Genomic DNA, 18,631 nt, shown 5'->3' with positions numbered 1-18,631 from the left:
GGATGGACGTCCATCTCGAAAAGCTCTGGAACACGCTGGAGAAGGTCGACGAGCAGGCCGCCGTCGTACGCGCCTGGGGGGCGTGGCTGGCCGGCTCGCTCGGCTGCGGCGGCCGGCTGCTGGTGTGCGGCAACGGCGGCTCGGCCGCCGAGGCGCAGCACCTGTCGGCGGAGCTGGTCGGCCGCTTCCGCGACGACCGGCGGCCGTACGCGGCGATCGCGCTGCACGCCGACACCTCGTCGATGACGGCGATCGCCAACGACTTCGGGGCCGAGGAGGTCTACGCCCGCCAGGTGCGCGCGCACGGGCGGCCCGGCGACGTGCTCCTGTGCCTGTCCACCAGCGGATCCAGCCCCAACGTGCTGGCCGCCGCGCGCGCCGCCCGCGAGGGCGAGGTGCTGGCCTGGGCCATGACCGGCCCCGGCCCCAATCCGCTGACCGAGCTGTGCGACGGCGCGGTGGTCGTCCCCTCCGAGGAGACCGCCACCGTGCAGGAGGTGCACCTGGCCATGATCCACCTGCTGTGCGAGGCACTAGAGGAGGCACTGTAGATGGGGCCGCTCGTGGTGATCGGCGACACGCTGCTGGACGTCGACGTGGAGGGGGACTCCGGCCGGCTCTGCCCGGACGCGCCGGTTCCCGTGGTGGACGTCGCCGCGGAGCTGGCGCGGCCGGGCGGGGCCGGGCTGGCCGCGCTGCTGGCCGCCCGTGACGGGGCCGAGGTCGTGCTGATCACGGCCATCGGCGAGGACCCCGACGGGCACCGCCTGTGCGGGCTGCTGTCGGAGGAGCTGGACCTGCTCCGGCTGCCGCTGAGCGGCGGCACGGTGCGCAAGACCAGGGTCCGCGCGCGTGGTCAGACCCTGGTCAGGCTGGACAGCGGCGACGGGCTGGCCGGCTGCGCGCCGACCGACGCGGCGATGGAGGCCGTCCGGCGGGCCGGGGCGGTCCTCGTGTCCGACTACGGCAGGGGCGTGGCCAGGATGGCGCGCGAGCTGCTGTACGGCATCGACGTGCCGGTGGTCTGGGACCCGCATCCCCGGGGCGAGCAGCCGATGCCCGGCTGCGCGCTGCTGACGCCGAGCGAGGCGGAGGCGCGGGCGCTGTGCCCGACCGGGTGGGCGGGGCCCGAGCAGGCGGCCCGGCAGCTCGTCCGCAAGCTGCGGGCGCGGGCCGTGGCCGTGACGACGGGCGCGCACGGGGCCGCGCTCGCCGTGGAGGGCGGCCCGTTCGCGCACGTGCCGCCGCCGGTGCAGGCCGGCGGTCGGGACGCGTGCGGCGCGGGCGACCGCTTCGCCGGCGCCGCGGCGCTGGCGCTGCGCGACGGCCTCGACGTCAGGGACGCGGTGACCATCGGCGTCGGCGAGGCCTCGCGCTTCGTCGAGCGCGGCGGCGCCGCCAACGTCAAGGTCGCCGAGCAGCAGCTCGGCGACCGGCCGCGCACGGCGCTGGAGGTGGCCGAGTTCACCCGCGCCAACGGGGGGCGGCTCATCGCCACCGGCGGCTGCTTCGACCTGCTGCACGCGGGCCACGTGAGCCTGCTGCGGCGGGCCAGGGCGCTCGGCGACGCGCTCGTCGTCTGCGTCAACTCCGACGATTCGGTACGCCGCCTCAAGGGCCCGCAGCGGCCCGTCGTGGACGTGCGCGACCGGGTCGAGGTGCTGCGGGCGCTCAGCTGCGTGGACGCGGTGCTGGTGTTCGAGGAGAACACCCCGGACCGCGCGATCGCGCTGCTGCGCCCCGACGTGTGGGTCAAGGGCGGGGACTACGAGGGGGAGTTCCTGCCCGAGTCCGAGGTCCTCGGCAGGCTCGGCGCGGAGATCGTCGTGCTGAGCACGCTGCCGGGGCGTTCCACGACCAACCTGATCAGGGAGATCCAGTGAAGATTCTGATTACCGGGGGAGCCTCCGGACTCGGCCTGGCCACCGCCGAGGCCGTGGAGAAGGAGGGCTGGCGGGCGCTCGTCGTCGACGTACGCCCGCCGGACCAGCGCTTCGAGCACGTCACGGCCGACCTGGCCGACCGGGGCGAGGCCGAGCGGGCGGTCCGCGAGCTGGCCGAGCGGGCCGGCGGCCTGGACGGCGTCGTCACCGCGGCCGGCATCGACGTCTGCGGCCGGATGGAGGACGTGCCCGCCGACGACTGGGAGCGGGTCGTCAAGGTCAACCTGCTGGGCACGGCGTCGGTCATCCGGGCGGCGCTGCCGTACCTGAAGCACACCCGCGGCAGGATCGTCACCTGCGCCTCGACGCTGGGGCTGCGGCCGCTGAGCGACGCCTCGGCGTACTCGGCCTCGAAGTTCGGCGTCGTCGGCCTCACCCGCGCGCTGGCCGTCGAGCTGCGCGGCGAGGTGGGGGTCACCCTGCTCGTCCCCGGCGGCATGCGGACGAGCTTCTTCGACGGCCGTCCCGAGCAGTACAAACCGGGCCCGGAGGCCGGGCTCAACGACCCCGCCGACGTCGCGCAGACCGTCGTGTTCGCGCTGCGGCAGCCGGCCGGATGCGAGGTGAGAGAGCTCGTGGTCTGCCCCTCGACGGAGACGTCATGGCCCTAGAGCTCCTGGCTCTGCGCGGGCTCGGCCTGGGCGACCTGCTCACGGCCGTGCCCGCGCTGCGGGCCCTGCGCCAGGCGTTCCCCGGCGCCCGCGTCACGCTCGCCGCGCCGCGGGCGCTGGAGCCGCTGCTGCCGCTGATCGGCGCGGTGGACGGCCAGGTGCACGTCGCCGGGCCGGGGCCGGTGCCGGTGGACGAGCTGCCGTACGGGCGGCCCGACATCGCCGTCAACCTGCACGGCAAGGGGCCGCAGAGCATCGAGGCGCTGCGGGCCACGCGGCCGGGCCGGCTGATCAGCTACGGCACGGGACCGGTGTGGCGCGAGGGCGTGCACGAGGTGCGCCGCTGGTGCGAGCTGCTGGAGTGGCACGGCATCCCGGCCGACCCGGCCGACCTGACGCTCGGGATCTCCGACCGCAGCGGCCCGGCGATCGTCCATCCGGGCGCGTCGTTCCCGGCGCGGCGGTGGCCTCCCGAGCGCTTCGCGCAGGTCGCGGCGGCGCTGGAGGACGTGGTGGTCACCGGCGACGAGCGGGAGGTGCCGATCGCCCGCCGGGTCGCCGAGCTGGCCGGGCTGCCGCAGGAGCGGATGCTGGCCGGGCGCACCGGGCTGGCCGACCTGATCGACCTGATCGGCCGGGCGCGGCTCGTCGTGTGCGGCGACACCGGCGTGGCGCACCTGGCGACCGCGTTCTGCGTGCCATCGGTGGTGCTGTTCGGGCCGGTCTCGCCGGCGCTGTGGGGGCCGCCGCCCGGCTGGCGGCACGTGGCGCTGTGGGCCGGCGAGAACGGCGACCCGCACGGCGAACGGCCGCATCCCGGCCTGCTCAAGATCGAGGTTTCCGAAGTCGTCGAAGCTGCCCTGGAGGTGACGTCATGAGGGCTCTGGTCACGGGAGGCGCCGGGTTCCTCGGCTCGTACCTGTGCGAGCGGCTGCTGGAGGAGGGCGCGGAGGTCGTCTGCATGGACAGCTTCCTCACCGGCGGGCCGCGCAACGTCGAGCACCTCATGGAGCGCCCCGGGTTCCGGCTGGTCGAGAGCGACCTGACCGGGTTCGTGCACGTGCCGGACCGGCTGGACCTGGTGCTGCACTTCGCCTCGGCCGCCTCGCCCGCCGACTACCTGCGCTATCCCATCGAGACGCTGCGGGTGGGCAGCGTCGGCACCCTGCACGCGCTCGGCCTGGCCAGGGAGAAGGGCGCCCGGTTCATCCTCGCCTCCACGAGCGAGGTGTACGGCGACCCGCTGGAGCACCCGCAGAAGGAGACGTACTGGGGCAACGTGAACCCGGTGGGGCCGCGCAGCGTGTACGACGAGGCCAAGCGCTTCGCCGAGTCGCTGACCACCGCCTACCGGCACGCGCGCGGCACCGACACGGGGATCGTACGCATCTTCAACACCTACGGCCCGCGCATGCGGCCGTTCGACGGCCGGGCGATCCCGACGTTCATCCGGCAGTCGCTCATGGGCGAGCCGATCACGGTCACCGGCGACGGCTCGCAGACCCGTTCGATCTGCTACGTCGAGGACACCGTCTCCGGGATCATGGCGATGGCGCGCAGCGACTTCGCCGGCCCGGTCAACATCGGCAACCCGGACGAGGTGACCATGCTGGAGCTGGCCACCCTGGTCCGGGACCTCGCCGGGTCGTCCTCGGAGATCACCTTCATCGACCGGCCCGCCGACGACCCGAAGGTGCGCCGGCCCGACACCACGCTCGCCGCCGAGCGGCTGGGCTGGCGGGCGCGGGTGCCGGCCGAGGAGGGGCTGCGCCGCACCATCGAGTGGTTCCGCGCCGAACTCGGCGCGGAGGACCGGCTGGAGCGGGCCTTCTGACGGTCGCGAACGGGGTCGCGGGCGGGAACCGCCTGACGGGATCGTCGGCGGGACCCGCCAGGCAGAGCCGCCGGGCGGGGATCACCGTCGGACAGGGCCGCCGGACAGGGCCCTCAGGCGGGGGTTCGGAGTGTGACGCCGAGCAGGGCGTCGGTCAGGTCCGCGACCAGGGCCGGGGCGGTGGGGTCCGAGCCGCCGCCGGCCAGCGCGTCCGCCGCCCAGGCGTCGATCGCCGCCAGCGCGCCCGGCGTGTCGAGGTCGTCGGCCAGGCGCTCGCGCACCCGCGTCAGCAGGTCCTCGGCGGGCGGCCCCGACTCCCGCGCGACGGCCGCGCGCCACGTGGCCAGCCTGCGCTCGGCCTCGGCCGTCAGCTCCGGCACGTACTCCCAGTCGGCGCGGTAGTGGTGGGCCAGCAGCACCAGGCGGACCGCCATCGGGTCGTGCTCGGTGCGCAGCCGCCGGACGAAGACCAGGTTGCCCCGGGACTTCGACATCTTCTCGCCGTCCAGCGCGACCATGCCCGCGTGGGTGTAGAACTTGGCGAACGGCCACTCCCCCGTCAGCGCGTGGCCCTCGGAGGCGCCGCACTCGTGGTGCGGGAAGATCAGGTCGGAGCCGCCGCCCGCGACGTCGTAGCCGGCGCCCAGGTTGTCCAGCGCGATCGCGGTGCACTCGATGTGCCACCCAGGACGTCCCCTGCCCAGCCGGGAGTCCCAGGCCGGCTCGCCCGGCCGCTCGGCCCGCCACAGCAGCCAGTCGAGCGGGTGGCGCTTGCCGGGCCGGTCGGGGTCGCCGCCGCGCTCGGCGAACAGCGCCGTCATCTCGTCCTCGTCGTAGCCGGAGACCTGGCCGTACTTGGGGGCGTCGGCGACGCTGAAGTACACGTCGCCGTCGAGGTCGTAGGTGACGCCCTTGTCCGACAGCCGCGCGATCGACTCGGCCACCCGGTCGACGACCTCGGTCACGCCGACGTACTCGCGGGGCGGCAGGATGCGCAGGGCCTCCATGTCGCCGCGGAACAGCTCGATCTCCCGCTCGGCCAGCTCCCGCCAGTCGACGCCGGTCTGGGCGGCCCGCTCCAGCAGCGGGTCGTCCACGTCGGTGGCGTTCTGGGTGTAGTGGACCTCGTGGCCGGCGTCCAGCCACATCCGGGCCACCAGGTCGAAGGCGTGGTAGGTGTTGGCGTGGCCGAGGTGGGTGGCGTCGTAGGGGGTGATGCCGCAGACGTACATCCTGGCGGTCGGGCCGGGGTCGGTCTGCCTGACCTGCTTGGCGGACGTGTCGTAGAGACGCAGCGGAATGCTCTCACCGGGGAGCTTGGGGACGTTCTGGGCAGACCACGATCTCATGCCTTTGAGCCTATCCGTCCGTTTCCTGTGTCAGGTCGGTGAAGTCGTACGTGACCTCGTCCGGCGACAGCGCGACCTCCATCACCGACAGCGAGGCGAAGATCCGCCCGTCGGGCAGCTCGTGCCGGACGATGAGCGCGCCGGGATCGGCCGACGGCTCGGCCGCGGCCAGGTCGCGCCAGGTCTCCGCCGTCTCGAAGCGCGGCAGGTGCGCCAGCACGCGCGGGCTGGCCGGGTCGAGGCCCTCGTTGACCACCATGCTGGTGCCGTCCGGCAGGTCGGCCGTGGTCAGGCGCTCGCCGTCCCAGCTGAACAGCCGGACCCCGTCGAGCGTGGCCAGGACCAGGTGGAAGGGGTCGTAGCGGGACAGGTCGCCGCGCGGCCCCTCCCCTGTGTATGCCGCCCGCAGCGCCAGATCCCCCCGCGAGACCTTGGTCCGTTCGGCGGCGGCCCGGCCACGGCCGTTGAGCAGGGCGGCGGCGCGCCGGGCGGCCGGGTTGACCGCCAGCCAGGTGCCGCCGGCCTTGAGGTCGCGCCCGCCGACGACGCCCGGGTAGTCCGGCCAGTGCTCCCCCGGCCCCTCCCAGGGCCGGTCGGTGAACTCGTCCCGCACGCCCATGAGGGTCAGGGGGCGTCCCGTCCGTACGATCAGCGTGCACATGGGCAAAGGGTAGTAAATGCCGAAATGTGCGTCAGATCGGGGGCCAGGGGACGGCGGGCCAGCCCTCCGACGGGTAGGGATGCACCCCGGTGTCGAGCAGCCGCCGCACCCGCTGCCAGGTGGCCTCCACCTCGGCCAGCGTGAGCAGCTCGCGCAGCCGCCTGCCGAGGGTGCCCGACTCCAGGTCGCGCTCCAGCTTGGCCAGCACGGCGACGGCCTCGCGGGAGAGCGGCTTGCCGCGCCACTGCCACAGCACGGTGCGCAGTTTGTCCTCGACGGAGAAGCACACGCCGTGGTCGACGCCGTAGACGTGGCCCGTGGGCAGCGGCAGCAGGTGGCCGCCCTTGCGGTCGGCGTTGTTGACGATCGCGTCGAAGACCGCCATCCTGCGCACGACCGGGTTGCGGCTCTTGACCAGGCGCATGAGGTCGATCTCGCGCTCGGTGTCGATCCAGAGCTGGCACATGCCGGGACCGAACGGGCCCTCGCGGTAGACGGTGGGCGGCACGATGCGCCAGCCGGTGGCACGGGAGACCTCGTAGGCGGCCACCTCGCGGGCGGCCAGCGTGCCATCGGGGAAGTCCCACAGGGGGCGCTCGCCGCGTACGGGCTTGTACACGCACGCCGCCGTGCGCTCGCCCAGCGTGACCGAGCAGTAGAGCGTCATGTTGGTGGCCTCGACCAGGCGGCCCGCCACCTCCAGCCGGCCGTCGCGCAGCAGGGCGAGGGCCTCTTCCTCGTTCATGCCCGGTGGACTGGACGGCTTGACGGCCGGTTCGCTCTCCGGAGCGGTCATGAAGCCGCCTCACCCCCGCGATATCCGTTGAGGCGTACGCAGATGTGTCCCTTGGCGTCGAGCGGCTGCCCGCACAGGGGGCACGGCGGCCGGCCCGCCGCGACGATCTGCAGGGCCCGTTTGGTGAACGCGCGCGCGGCTCCCGCGCTGATCCGCACCCGGAGCATCGCGGGATCGGAGCCGTCGACGTCGTCCTCGTCGACGACCTCCTGCGCCTCGATCACCACCTGCGACCGCTCGGCGTCCCACGCCAGCGCCATCGTGCCGACCCGGAAGTCCTCGGCCAGGGGCACGTCGAGCGGGGCGTCGTCGGTCAGCTCGGCCGGCGCCACGGCGGGCACGTGGGCGGTGCCCCCGCTGAGCCGCAGCACCTCGTCGAGGAGCTCGTCGAGCCGGCCGGCGAGCGCGGCGACCTGCAGTTTCTCCAGCGCCACCGTGGTCAGTCTGCCCTCGGCCCTGGCCTGCAGATAGAAGACCCGCGCGCCCGGCTGCCCCAGGGCGCCGGCGACGAACCTCTCTGGTGGGTCGTAGTCGAAGACCGGCATAGCCTGACCTTACGTGGTTCCGGGTCCGCCGCCGACGGCGGCATCGCTCCCGGTGTGATTTTCTCCCCCGTCTTTCTCCTCCGAATCCTCAGGGAGCCGCAATTCCCCCATATCGTTGAGCCTGAGAACAAAGGGACGCAGGGGGGCGTAGCGAATGACGGTGAGGGCCGCCGGGTCGGCCGTGATCCGCTGGAACTGGTCGAGATGGAGCCCCAGGGCGTCGGCGACGATCGACTTGATCACGTCGCCGTGGCTGCAGACGAGGTAGACGCCCTTCTCCCCCAGGCGCCGGTTCCACTCCCGCACGGCCGCGACGGCCCGGTGCTGCATGTCCGCCACCGACTCCCCGCCGGGGAACGCCGCCGCGCTCGGGTGGGCCTGCACGACCTGCCACAGCGGCTCCTTGGCGAGCTCCTTCAGCGGCCGGCCGGTCCATTCGCCGTAGCCGCACTCGATGAAACGTTCGTCCGTCCGCACCGGCAGGTCGCGGCCCGCCGCCACCGCCGCGGCCGTCTCCTGGCAGCGTTCGAGCGGGCTGGAGACGATCGCGTCGAGCCGGACGCCGGCGATGCGCCCGGCCAGCGCCACGGCCTGCGCCCGCCCCGCCTCGCTCAGCCGCACGCCCGGGGTCCGGCCGGCCAGCACCGGGCCGGTGAGGTCCGTCAGCCCGTGGCGGGCCAGAAGCAGCGTGGTCACCGGGCAAGTGTCGCAGCCCTCGATCACAGTGTCGAAACCGGCATCCGGCCCGGCACCGGGACGGGCGGGCCCGGAGAGCGCGTCCGTGCCCCGTACGGCGTCTATCACGACGTCGCGGCCACCAGGGCGGTAACCTGGCGGGATCATGGAGCAGCGCTATGTCGGCCGCAGCGGCCTGTCGGTGTCCCGGCTGGGGCTCGGCACGATGACCTGGGGTCGTGACACCGACGCGGACGAGGCGGCCGCCCAGCTCCGCACGTTCCTGGACGCCGGGGGCACGCTCGTGGACACCGCCGACGTCTACACCGGCGGCGACGCCGAGCGGCTCCTCGGCAGGCTGCTGCGCGAGTCGGTGCCCCGCTCGGAGCTGGTGATCTCCACCAAGGCCGTGGTGACCCCCGCCGGCCGCCGCACGCGCGACGCCTCCCGCCGCCACCTCATCGCCGCGGTCGACGACTCGCTCAACCGCCTCGGGCTCGACTACGTCGACCTGTGGCAGCTGCACACCTACGACGACGAGGTGCCGCTGGAGGAGACGCTGGCCGCGCTCGACGCGATCGTCTCCTCCGGCCGCGCGGTCTACGCCGGCGTGTGCGACTACACCGGCTGGCAGCTCGCCGCCGCCGCGGTCACCCAGAAGTCGATCCCCGGCCGCATCCCGATCACCTCGGCGCAGGCCGAGTACAGCCTGCTGGCCCGCGAGCCGGAGCGCGAGCTGCTGCCCGCCGCGGCGCATCTGGGGGTCGGCGTGCTGGCCTGGTCGCCGCTCGGCAGGGGCGTGCTGACCGGCAAATACCGCACCGGCATCCCGGGCGACTCGCGCGCGGCGACGCCGCACTTCGCCGACTTCGTCCGGCCCTATCTCGACGAGCGCTCGCGCGCGGTGGTGGAGGCGGTGATGACCGCCGCCGACGGGCTCGGCGTCTCGCCGCTGGCCGTGGCGCTGTCGTGGGTGCGCGACCAGCCCGGCGTGGCCTCGGCCATCGTGGGGGCGCGTACGCACGCGCAGCTCAAGGGTGTGCTCCCGGCCGAGGAGGTCGTGCTGCCGATCGAGATCCGCGAGGCACTGGACGACGTCTCGTCACTCGACTGAGGGGAACAAGAAGCTCTCTCGCGTATCACTAGTGGATACCGAATCGCAACTTCCCCTGCCGAACGGGTGCGCCCGCGGGCGGCGTCCATCAAGATTTTCCCCGTAAGCAACGCAGGAGGGGACGGATGGGGAGCAGGACCGCGATCTCGGCCGGAGTTCTCGCGGTGGCACTGGTGGCCGTCCCCGGGGCGGGGCCCGCCGTGGCGGCGACGGCAGGCGCCCAGGACTGCACGCGGGACGGAGGGCTGCTGTCGGGGGTCACCAACACCCTGTGCGACGTGGTGGGCACCCTCACGGGCACCGTGGACACGCTCACGGGCGGCCTCACCGACCCGGTGACCAAGCCCGTGGAGAAGACCACCGACGAAGTGCTCGGCCGGGTGGGCGAGGCCGTCCCCACCGGACGGGCGGACACCTCCGGCGAGACCGCCGCGCCCTCGCCGGACGCCACGCGCACGACGAAGTCCCACGGCCAGGAGGAGGACGACGGGTGCGACACGCCGGACGCGTGCGCCGGCGACCCGGTCCCGAGGGCCGGCACGACCTCCTCGGCGCCGCCGCGGCGCGACCGTTCCGCCTCGCCCTCGGTGAAGAAGCCGGCCACCACGCCGACGGCCTCGGCCACCGCGTCGGCCGTGCCGGGCGTGACCGCGCCGCCTTCGGGGAGCGCCCGCCCCCGGCCCGCCGGTGACGACGGCCGTGAGGAGCGCGAGGAGAGCGCCCGCGCCGCCGATCCGGAGGAGCCACGGGTGGAGCTGCTGTGGCCCAACCCGTTCGCCCGTGAGCTGACCGTGCCGCTGCGGGACCAGCGGGTGGTCAGGCCCACTCCCCCGGCCTCCGACGTGCTCGGCACCGTGCTGACGATCGCGCTGCTCGGCTCGGCGGTGCTCGCCACGCGCATCGTGCAGCAGCGGCGGCAGCGCACCGAGCCGGTCGAGTCGATCCCGTTCGAGCCGGCCCGCGCGGGCGGCGGCCGCCAGCGCCTCGCCTGACGCGAGGCCCCGGCGACCGTCCGGAAGGGAGAGGCGGCGGGTGCCTGAGAGCCGGCGGCGCCGGGGAGGCGGCGGCCGCCTGAAAAGGTGGGTGCCGGGGAGGCGGCGGCCGCCTGAAGAGGTGGCGGCCGCCTCGAAAGTGGCGGGTGTCAGCCGCCGATGGCGTGGACGCCGCCGTCGACGTGCACGATCTCGCCCGTGGTCGCCGGGAACCAGTCGGACATCAGCGCCACGCAGGCGCGGGCGGCCGGCAGGGTGTCGGCGAGGTCCCAGCCGAGCGGGGCCCGGTCCGGCCAGCTGTCCTCGAACTCCTTGAAGCCCGGGATGGACTTGGCCGCCATCGTGCGCAGCGGACCGGCCGCCACGAGGTTGACCCGGATGCCGTGCTTGCCGAGGTCGCGGGCGAGGTAGCGGTTGCACGACTCCAGGCCGGCCTTGGCCACGCCCATCCAGTCGTAGACCGGCCACGCCTTGGAGGCGTCGAAGTCGAGGCCGACCACCGCGCCGCCCTCCTTCATGAGCGGCAGGCAGGCCACGGCCAGCGACTTGTAGGAGTACGTCGAGATCTGCACCGCCGTGGAGACGTCCTCCCACGGCGTGTTGAGGAAGTTGCCGCCGAGCGCCGTCTGCGGGGCGAAGGCGATGGAGTGCACCACGCCGTCGAGCCCGTCGACATGCTCGCCGACCCGGTCGGCCAGCGTGTCGAGGTGCTCGGTGTTCTGGACGTCGAGCTCCAGCACCGGCGGCGTGGTCGGCAGCCGCTTGGCGATGCGCTCCACCAGGCTGAGCCGCCCGAACCCGGTCAGCACGACCGTCGCGCCCTCCTCCTGGGCCAGCTTGGCGACCGAGAAGGCGATCGAGGCGTCGGTGAGCACGCCCGTCACGAGAATCCGCTTGCCGTCGAGAATGCCCACGTCAGTGCCCCATTCCAAGTCCGCCGTCGACCGGGATCACGGCTCCGGTGATGTAGGAGGCGTCGTCGCTGGCCAGGAAGCGGACGACGCGCGCGACCTCCTCGGGGGCGGCCTGCCTGCCGAGGGGGATGTTGGCCACGATCTTGTCCTGGTCGAGCCCCGAGGTCATGTCGGTCGCGACGAAGCCGGGCGAGACGACGTTGACCGTGATGTTGCGGGAGCCGTACTCGCGGGCCAGGGAGCGGGCGAAGCCGACGAGGCCGGCCTTGGAGGCGGCGTAGTTGGCCTGCCCCGCCTGGCCCGACAGGCCCACGACCGAGGAGATGAGCACGATGCGGCCGCGCTTGAGCTTCATCATGGGCCGGATGGCGCGCTTGGCGACGCGGTAGGCGCCGGTGAGGTTGGCGTCGATGACGTCGGTGAAGGTGTCCTCCTTCATCATCGCCAGCAGCGTGTCCTTGGTGATGCCGGCGTTGGAGACGAGGACCTCGACCGGGCCCTGCTCGGCCTCGACCTTGTCGAAGGCGGCCTCGACGTCGCCGGTGCTGGTGACGTCGCAGCGCACGCCGAACAGGCCCTCGGGAGGCTCCCCCGATCGATAGGTGACCGCGACGGCGTCGCCTTCCGCGGCGAGTTCACGGGCGATCGCGAGGCCGATGCCTCGGTTGCCCCCGGTGACGAGTACAGAGCGTGCCATGACACCAGACGCTATCCCCTACCGGCGGGTATCCGGTTGTCCGGGTGAGACAAGATCACAGGGTTAGGATCGTGGACATGCGCCAGATCGATGCCGACTTCCTGGAACTGCCGCTCAGGCAGCTCGCGGACGCCGCCCTGCAACGCGCTCGGGACCTCGGCGCCGAGCACGCCGACTTCCGGCTCGAACGCGTCCGCGCCGAGACGCTGAGCCTGTACGACGCCCGCCTGGAGGGCGCCACGGACGCCGACGACCTCGGCTACGCGGTGCGCGTCGTCAAGGGCGGCACGTGGGGGTTCGCCGCCGGGATCCACCTCACCCCCGAGGCCGCCGCGCGGGTCGCGGAGCAGGCGGTGCGGGTGGCCGAGGTGTCGGCGCCGATCAACAGGGAGCCGATCGAGCTGGCGCCCGAGCCGGTGCACGCCGAGGCGGTGTGGGTGTCGGCGTACGACGTGGACCCGTTCGAGGTGCCGTCCGCCGACAAGGTGGCCCTGCTGGCCGACTGGTCGGCGGGCCTGCTCAAGGGCGCCGACCACGTCTCGGCGCGGCTGCTGCAGGTCAAGGAGCAGAAGTTCTACGCCGACACGGCCGGCACGGTGACCACGCAGCAGCGGGTGCGGGTGCACCCCAAGCTCAACGCCATGAAGGCGGGCGAGAGCGGCTTCGACGACATGTCGACGATCGCGCCGCCCGTCGGGCGCGGCTTCGAATACCTGACGGGCACCGGCTGGGACTGGCAGGGCGAGCTGGCCCGCCTGCCCGAGCTGCTGGCCGAGAAGCTCGCCGCGCCGTCGGTCGAGGCCGGCGACTACGACCTCGTGATCGACCCGTCCAACCTGTGGCTGACCATCCACGAGTCGATCGGCCACGCCACCGAGCTCGACCGGGCGCTCGGCTACGAGGCCGCCTACGCGGGCACCAGCTTCGCCACCTTCGACCAGCTCGGCGAGCTGGTCTACGGCTCGCCGCTGATGAACGTCACCGGCGACCGCACCGTCACCCACGGCCTGGCCACCGTCGGCTACGACGACGAGGGCGTGCGGGGGCAGAGCTTCGACATCGTCAAGGACGGCATCCTGGTCGGCTACCAGCTCGACCGGCGGATGGCGCTGATGAAGGGGTTCGGGCGCTCCAACGGGTGCGCCTTCGCCGACTCGCCGGGGCACATGCCGATCCAGCGCATGGCCAACGTCTCGCTCCAGGCCGCGCCGGACGGGCCGGGCACCGACGAGCTGATCGCCGGGGTCGAGCGGGGCATCTACATCGTCGGCGACAAGAGCTGGTCGATCGACATGCAGCGCTACAACTTCCAGTTCACCGGCCAGCGGGCCTACCGCATCTCGCACGGGAAGCTGGCGGGGCAGGTCAGGGACTTCGCCTACCAGGCGACGACGACGGACTTCTGGCAGTCGATGGAGGCGGTCGGCGGGCCGGGCACGTACGTGCTGGGCGGCGCGTTCAACTGCGGCAAGGGCCAGCCGGGACAGGTCGCCCCGGTCAGCCACGGATGTCCGTCCGCGCTGTTCAGGGGCGTACGGATACTCAACACCGTGCAGGAGGGCGGGAAGTGACTCCCCAGGAGATGGTGGAAAGGGCCCTGGCGCTCTCCACGAACGACGGCTGCGTGGTGCTGGTGGACGAGGAGTCCACGGCCAACCTGCGCTTCGCCGGCAACACGCTGACCACCAACGGCGTGGCGCGCTCGTCCCGGCTGACGGTGATCTCGATCGCGGGCGACCGGGCCGGCGTGGTGTCGCGGGCGGCGGTGCGCGAGGAGCAGCTCGCCGACGTCGTGGCGGCGGCCGACGCGGCGGCCAGGGACGCCCAGCCGGCCGAGGACGCGCGCCCGCTCGTCGAGGCCGGTCCCGCCTCCGCCCACTGGGACGAGGACGTACGGCCCACCGACATCGGCGTGTTCGAGGCGTTCGCGCCCGCGCTCGGCGAGGCGTTCGCGACGGCCGAGGCGGGCGGCAGGAGGCTCTACGGCTTCGCCGAGCACCGGCTGACCTCGACGTTCCTCGGCACGTCCACGGGCGTGCGGCTGCGGCACGACCAGCCGACCGGCCGCCTGGAGCTCAACGCCAAGTCGGGCGACCTCAAGCGGTCGGCCTGGACCGGCGTGTCCACGGAGGACTTCACCGACGTCGACGTCGACGCGCTCGGCGCGTCGCTGGCCCAGCGGCTGGAGTGGGCGAAGAACCGGGTGGACCTGCCTGCGGGGCGCTACGAGACGCTGCTGCCGCCGAGCGCCGTGGCCGACCTGATGATCTACCTGTTCTGGTCGGCGGGGGCGCGCGACGCGCTGGACGGGCGGTCGGTGTTCTCGAAGCCCGGCGGCGGGACCCGCGTGGGCGAGCAGCTCGGCGCGCTGCCGGTGACGCTGTCGAGCGACCCGGGTGCGGCGGGCATCGCGTGCGCGCCGTTCGTGATGGCGCACGCCTCCAGCAGGGAGAGCTCGGTCTTCGACAACGGGCTGCCGCTGGGGCCGACCGACTGGATCAGGGACGGGCGGCTGGAGGCGCTGCACCAGACCCGCTACTCGGCGGAGCTGAGCGGGCTGCCGGTGACGCCGGCCGTCGACAACCTGATCATGCGCGGACCGGCCGGCGGGCCGTCGCCGTCGCCGTCGCTGGAGGAGATGATCGCCGGCACCCGGCACGGGCTGCTGCTCACCTGCCTGTGGTACATCCGGGAGGTCGACCCCCAGACGCTGCTCGTCACCGGACTGACCCGCGACGGCGTCTACCTCGTCGAACATGGGGAGGTCGTGGGCGAGGTCAACAACTTCCGCTTCAACGAGAGCCCGGTCGACCTGCTCGGACGCGTCTCCGAGGTGGGGGCGGAGGGACGGACGCTCCCGCGCGAGTGGAACGACTACTTCCAGCGCACGATCATGCCGGCGGTCCGAGTGCCGGACTTCAACATGTCCACCGTGAGCCAGGCAAGCTGACCCCCGCCCCCCGGGCCGAGCCGGCCCTCGGGCCCGGTCGGGCACCGGCCCGAGAGCCGGAAGGCGACCCGGGTGAAGGGTCGCGAAGGCGGGCCCGGGTCGTGCCGAACCACGGACCCGGGTGGCAACCAGCCTGAGGGCCGGGGAGGCGGGCCCGGCCGGGCGCCCGCCCGAGGTGTCCAGGTGGGTGCGGCGAAGCTGCCCCAGGCCAACGCCGAACGGCCGGTCAGCCGGGTCCGGGCCTCCGGCGCGCCTCCTGCCCGCGCCTGCGCCAGGCGACCGGGTCAGCGCCTGCCTGCTGAACTCCCTGACGGCAGGGCCTGCGGCGAGCCGCCGGGAATCCGGGCCTGCTTGGTCCCGTTGGACTCCTGCACGGCCGGGCCCGGTCCTGCGGCGGGCGGCGGTAAGGGGCCTCGCCCAGGTGCCGGGGCCGAGCGGCGGTGGGTTGGCGGCGCGGCCTGAGCGTCGGCAAGGGCAGCCGTCGCACTCCCCAGGGTGGTGCGTGGGCGGGGCTCAGAGGGCGCTCAGGCGTCTTCCAGGCGGAAGCCGACCTTCATGCCCACCTGGAAGTGGGCGACCTCCCCCGCGTCGATGTGGCCGCGGATCTCCGTCACCTCGAACCAGTCCAGGTGCCGCAGCGTCTCCGAGGCCCGCCTGATCCCGTTGCGGATGGCCTGGTCGACGCTCTCTCCCGAGGTCCCGACGATCTCGGTGACCCGATACGTTCGGTCCGACATATCCCTCTCCTCCTTACCCTAAGGCCATGATCGCATGACCCCTTCCGCCGCCCGGGTGCGCCGTCCCGAGCTCGTACTCCGAGGACTACCGTGGAAGGTATGAAGCGGTGGCGCAAGAACGTGGACGTCCACCAGGTCACCGACGCCAAACCGTCGCTGACGTCGGACATCCACCGGCGGGAGATCAGATACCTCGTCCAGATGGGCATCCGCACGGTGTGCCTGATCCTCGCGGTGGTGGTGCCCGTGCCGTGGCCGTTCAGGCTGCTGTTCATCGCCGGCGCCGTGTTTTTGCCATACATAGCGGTAATCGGGGCCAATGAGAGGGGCGAGCCCGCCCCGCCTCCTACCTTTCAGGACCCTGAGGCTAACCAAAGCGAGATACCGCTGCATCGACGCGAGATCGGGTCGTGACTAAGTCTTGACGCATCCCATGGGTTGTAGGTGTACGCTTTAGCCAAGCGCTCCGGTCCCCCGTCGGAGTGCTGGTGCCGGCGTTCCGGGCCCCCGTCGGAACGCCGATGAAGCGACGCCGGGTGGTTTGCCCCCGTAACCACCCGGCGTCGCCCTTTTCCTGGTCAAACCTGCTTCAGCAGATGATCTAGAACGGCGGCGTCGGCCCGGTCGGATAGGGCTGCTTTCCCGAAATCGTTTTCACTCCCGCCCCTCCTGTTATTCACAGGAAATCTTCAGGCGGGAGTCAGCTTGACTTCAAGAGTTCGTTCGAGTGTCAGCCGTCTGTCAGCGTCCCGGAGGCCGCCGACGGCCAGTTCTTCGCCAAAGTGGTCAGTTTGGCGACGGCGTCCTCGGGCGCGGTGCCCGCGCCCTGAGCCAGGCCCAGCAGGTACGCCGTCAGCGGCGCGGCCGGGCGCGCCACGCCGTGGGCGACCTCCTTGGTGAGGTCGAGGATCTGGTCGCGGTCCACGGCGGCCGGGTCGATGCCCAGCTCCTTGCAGGCCAGGGCGGTCCATTCGTTGAGCACGTGCATGTGTGCCTCCTCCAGGTCGTTGATCGTGTCGCAGTCGAACCAGGGACGTCCGGGCGGCGTCAGGCGCGCGCCGACCAGCGGGGCCAGCAGGCCGCGGAGCGAGCGGCCCGCGTAGGCGGCGAGCGCGCTCCGCAGCTCGGCGGCCGGCCAGACGCCCGCCAGCCATTGTTCCCGCCCGCCGTCGTCCACCATCACCGCGCCCGCGCCCGGCGGCGCGGCCTCCAGCAGCGCCGCGACGTGCGTCCGCGTGAGGAACGGCAGATCGCCGGCGAGCAGCGCCACCCAGGGGGCTGTGACGTGTGCCAGGCCCGCGGCCAGGGCGGGGACGGGCCCGCCGCCCGGCGGGTCCTCGCGCGCGAACCGGACGCCGGGAAGGGCGCGCTCGGGGCCGACCACGATCGTGCGGCGGGCGCCGGACGCGGCGGCGACGACGTTCTCGACGAGGGATCGGCCGCCGACGGTGATGCCCGGCTTGTCGCGCCCACCGAGCCGCCTGGCCTCGCCCCCGGCCAGCACCACGGCGTCAAAGCCCGCGGCCGGCCCCCGAAGTCCGGGAACGCCGCCCGACCCCTCACGTCCGGGACCGCCAGCCGGCCCCTTACGCTCAGGTCCGCCGGCCAGCCCCTCACCTTCAGGTCCGTCGGCCGACCCCTCACGTTCGGGACCGCCGGGCGGGGCGCCCGTCTCCGCGCCGTCGTACGGGTCGGTGGGCACGGGGTCAGCCGCCGATGGCGGACATCGGGCGGGAGGGCTGGAGGAAGGACGGGTCGTCGATGCCGTGGCCGGCCCGTTTGCGGGCGACCGCCGCCTGCCAGCGCGCCGCGAGCTCTTCGTCCGTGGCGCCGGCCCGCAGCGCGGTCTTGAGGTCGGACTCCTCGGTCGCGAACAGGCAGTTGCGGATCTGACCGTCGGCGGTGAGCCGGACGCGGTCGCAGGCGCCGCAGAACGGCCGGGTGACCGAGCCGATGACTCCGACGCGCGCAGGCCCGCCGTCGACCAGGAAACGCTCGGCGGGAGCGCTGCCCCGCTCCTCCTGGTCGTCCGGCGTCAGGTCGAACGCCTCCGACAGCAGGCCGAGGATCTCGTCGGCGGTGACCATGGCCTCGCGGCTCCAGCCGTGCTGCGCGTCGAGCGGCATCTGCTCGATGAAGCGCAGTTCGTAGCCCTGCTCCAGCGACCAGCGCAGCAGCGGGACGGCCTCGTGCTCGTTGACGCCGCGCATGAGCACGGAGTTGATCTTGACGGGGCGCAGCCCCGCGCGGTCGGCGGCGGCGAGGCCGGCGATGACGTCGGCGTGCCGGTCGCGGTGGGCGAGGCGCTTGAACGTGGCCGCGTCGAGGGTGTCGAGTGAGACGTTGACGCGGTCGAGCCCGGCGTCGGCCAGCGTCCCGGCCAGGCGGGCGAGGCCGATGCCGTTGGTGGTCAGCGAGATCTGCGGGCGCGGCTCCAGCGCGGCGGTGCGGGCCACGATGTCGGCCAGCTCGCGCCGCAGCAGCGGCTCGCCGCCGGTGTAGCGGACCTCGGTGATGCCGAGGCGCTGGACGCCGACGCCCACCAGGCGGACGATCTCGTCGGCGGTGAGGAGCTGGGCGCTCGGCAGCCAGTCGAGGCCCTCGGGAGGCATGCAGTAGGTACAGCGCAGGTTGCACTTGTCCGTGAGGGACACCCGCAGATCCGTCGCCACCCGTCCGAACGAGTCTCGCAACACCGGGCGTCACCTCCAGTCCGTTCGCCAGAGAGCCAGCCTACGACGTGGTTCCGGCCGTACTCAAAACCACCTTGTCGCCGCATGTCCGGCGGGCCGAGCCCCAGTAGGGCCCCAGTG

At 73.2% G+C, this 18,631-nt stretch carries 20 protein-coding genes; 10 read left to right on the top strand and 10 right to left on the bottom strand.

Annotated features, from left to right (window positions below; translation table 11 throughout):
• Positions 1 to 2 precede the first annotated feature (2 nt).
• The 5 genes from ACBR40_RS00870 to ACBR40_RS00850 are packed head-to-tail and all read left to right on the top strand — an operon-like array spanning position 3 to position 4,388.
• A complete protein-coding gene (locus tag ACBR40_RS00870; RefSeq protein WP_344215557.1) occupies positions 3 to 551 on the top strand; it encodes an SIS domain-containing protein in 549 nt (182 codons plus the stop codon).
• Positions 552 to 1,883, top strand: coding sequence for a PfkB family carbohydrate kinase (locus ACBR40_RS00865; protein ID WP_344215560.1), 1,332 nt, complete (start codon positions 552 to 554; stop codon positions 1,881 to 1,883).
• Positions 1,880 to 2,554 (top strand): SDR family oxidoreductase, encoded by a 675-nt coding sequence (locus tag ACBR40_RS00860; protein ID WP_344215563.1) that lies wholly within the window; start codon positions 1,880 to 1,882, stop codon positions 2,552 to 2,554. Before ACBR40_RS00865 ends, ACBR40_RS00860 begins: the two co-directional genes overlap by 4 nt.
• Positions 2,545 to 3,432: a glycosyltransferase family 9 protein gene (locus tag ACBR40_RS00855; RefSeq protein WP_371247010.1), complete on the top strand. Its 888-nt coding sequence runs from the start codon at positions 2,545 to 2,547 to the stop codon at positions 3,430 to 3,432. The genes ACBR40_RS00860 and ACBR40_RS00855 overlap by 10 nt, the downstream gene beginning before the upstream one ends.
• On the top strand, positions 3,429 to 4,388 hold the full coding sequence (locus tag ACBR40_RS00850; protein ID WP_371247009.1) for a UDP-glucuronic acid decarboxylase family protein: 960 nt from the start codon (positions 3,429 to 3,431) through the stop codon (positions 4,386 to 4,388). Before ACBR40_RS00855 ends, ACBR40_RS00850 begins: the two co-directional genes overlap by 4 nt.
• 113 nt (positions 4,389 to 4,501) lie before the next feature.
• Here ACBR40_RS00850 and mshC read toward each other — a convergent pair whose 3' ends face one another.
• Genes mshC through ACBR40_RS00825 form a run of 5 tightly spaced genes read right to left on the bottom strand, consistent with a single transcriptional unit; the run spans position 4,502 to position 8,435 of the window.
• Positions 4,502 to 5,737, bottom strand: coding sequence for a cysteine--1-D-myo-inosityl 2-amino-2-deoxy-alpha-D-glucopyranoside ligase (gene mshC, locus ACBR40_RS00845; protein ID WP_344215569.1), 1,236 nt, complete (start codon positions 5,735 to 5,737; stop codon positions 4,502 to 4,504).
• A 10-nt stretch (positions 5,738 to 5,747) separates the two neighbouring features.
• The gene (locus ACBR40_RS00840) at positions 5,748 to 6,398 is read right to left on the bottom strand and encodes an NRDE family protein (protein WP_371247008.1); all 651 of its coding nucleotides are present in this window, start codon (positions 6,396 to 6,398) and stop codon (positions 5,748 to 5,750) included.
• A 31-nt stretch (positions 6,399 to 6,429) separates the two neighbouring features.
• Entirely contained in the window at positions 6,430 to 7,194 is a 765-nt protein-coding gene (locus ACBR40_RS00835; protein ID WP_091087519.1) for an SCO1664 family protein, read from the bottom strand.
• Positions 7,191 to 7,739, bottom strand: a complete 549-nt coding sequence (locus tag ACBR40_RS00830; protein ID WP_344215574.1) for a DUF3090 domain-containing protein — start codon at positions 7,737 to 7,739, stop codon at positions 7,191 to 7,193. The genes ACBR40_RS00835 and ACBR40_RS00830 overlap by 4 nt, the downstream gene beginning before the upstream one ends.
• Positions 7,740 to 7,748: 9 nt before the next feature.
• Positions 7,749 to 8,435: a histidine phosphatase family protein gene (locus tag ACBR40_RS00825; protein WP_344215576.1), complete on the bottom strand. Its 687-nt coding sequence runs from the start codon at positions 8,433 to 8,435 to the stop codon at positions 7,749 to 7,751.
• 145 nt (positions 8,436 to 8,580) lie between these two features.
• Between ACBR40_RS00825 and ACBR40_RS00820 the strand changes: the two genes are divergently transcribed.
• Complete coding sequence (locus ACBR40_RS00820) at positions 8,581 to 9,528, top strand: aldo/keto reductase (protein WP_329575378.1); 948 nt, start codon at positions 8,581 to 8,583, stop codon at positions 9,526 to 9,528.
• 125 nt (positions 9,529 to 9,653) lie between these two features.
• Positions 9,654 to 10,520 (top strand): hypothetical protein, encoded by an 867-nt coding sequence (locus ACBR40_RS00815; RefSeq protein WP_371247007.1) that lies wholly within the window; start codon positions 9,654 to 9,656, stop codon positions 10,518 to 10,520.
• A 149-nt stretch (positions 10,521 to 10,669) separates the two neighbouring features.
• Here the strand turns inward: ACBR40_RS00815 and fabI are convergent, their stop codons facing one another.
• Positions 10,670 to 11,434 carry an enoyl-ACP reductase FabI gene (fabI, locus tag ACBR40_RS00810; protein WP_329575373.1) on the bottom strand — a complete coding sequence of 255 codons (765 nt, stop codon included), beginning with the start codon at positions 11,432 to 11,434 and terminating at the stop codon, positions 10,670 to 10,672.
• A 1-nt stretch (position 11,435) separates the two neighbouring features.
• Positions 11,436 to 12,131 carry a beta-ketoacyl-ACP reductase gene (locus ACBR40_RS00805; protein ID WP_344215582.1) on the bottom strand — a complete coding sequence of 232 codons (696 nt, stop codon included), beginning with the start codon at positions 12,129 to 12,131 and terminating at the stop codon, positions 11,436 to 11,438.
• Between the two features lie 77 nt (positions 12,132 to 12,208).
• Between ACBR40_RS00805 and ACBR40_RS00800 the strand changes: the two genes are divergently transcribed.
• A complete protein-coding gene (locus tag ACBR40_RS00800) occupies positions 12,209 to 13,702 on the top strand; it encodes a TldD/PmbA family protein (RefSeq protein ID WP_371247006.1) in 1,494 nt (497 codons plus the stop codon).
• Positions 13,699 to 15,081: a metallopeptidase TldD-related protein gene (locus ACBR40_RS00795; RefSeq protein WP_344215586.1), complete on the top strand. Its 1,383-nt coding sequence runs from the start codon at positions 13,699 to 13,701 to the stop codon at positions 15,079 to 15,081. The genes ACBR40_RS00800 and ACBR40_RS00795 overlap by 4 nt, the downstream gene beginning before the upstream one ends.
• 524 nt (positions 15,082 to 15,605) lie before the next feature.
• Here the strand turns inward: ACBR40_RS00795 and ACBR40_RS00790 are convergent.
• The gene (locus ACBR40_RS00790) at positions 15,606 to 15,818 is read right to left on the bottom strand and encodes a dodecin (protein ID WP_020547544.1); all 213 of its coding nucleotides are present in this window, start codon (positions 15,816 to 15,818) and stop codon (positions 15,606 to 15,608) included.
• Positions 15,819 to 15,917: 99 nt separating this feature from the next.
• Between ACBR40_RS00790 and ACBR40_RS00785 the strand changes: the two genes are divergently transcribed.
• A complete protein-coding gene (locus ACBR40_RS00785) occupies positions 15,918 to 16,232 on the top strand; it encodes a DUF3099 domain-containing protein (RefSeq protein ID WP_364452833.1) in 315 nt (104 codons plus the stop codon).
• 316 nt (positions 16,233 to 16,548) lie between these two features.
• On the opposite strand, the gene ACBR40_RS00780 is transcribed toward ACBR40_RS00785, so the two are convergent.
• Both ACBR40_RS00780 and moaA read right to left on the bottom strand, forming a co-directional pair.
• Complete coding sequence (locus tag ACBR40_RS00780; RefSeq protein WP_371247005.1) at positions 16,549 to 17,520, bottom strand: NTP transferase domain-containing protein; 972 nt, start codon at positions 17,518 to 17,520, stop codon at positions 16,549 to 16,551.
• A gap of 4 nt (positions 17,521 to 17,524) precedes the next feature.
• The gene (gene moaA, locus ACBR40_RS00775; protein ID WP_371247004.1) at positions 17,525 to 18,514 is read right to left on the bottom strand and encodes a GTP 3',8-cyclase MoaA; all 990 of its coding nucleotides are present in this window, start codon (positions 18,512 to 18,514) and stop codon (positions 17,525 to 17,527) included.
• Between the last annotated feature and the right edge of the window lie 117 nt (positions 18,515 to 18,631).

This window comes from Nonomuraea sp. AD125B (genome assembly GCF_041402765.1).
Taxonomy (GTDB): Bacteria; Actinomycetota; Actinomycetes; order Streptosporangiales; family Streptosporangiaceae; genus Nonomuraea; species Nonomuraea bangladeshensis.
The sequence above is the reverse complement of the archived record's forward strand: the minus strand, read 5'-3'. Positions and strand labels throughout refer to the sequence as shown.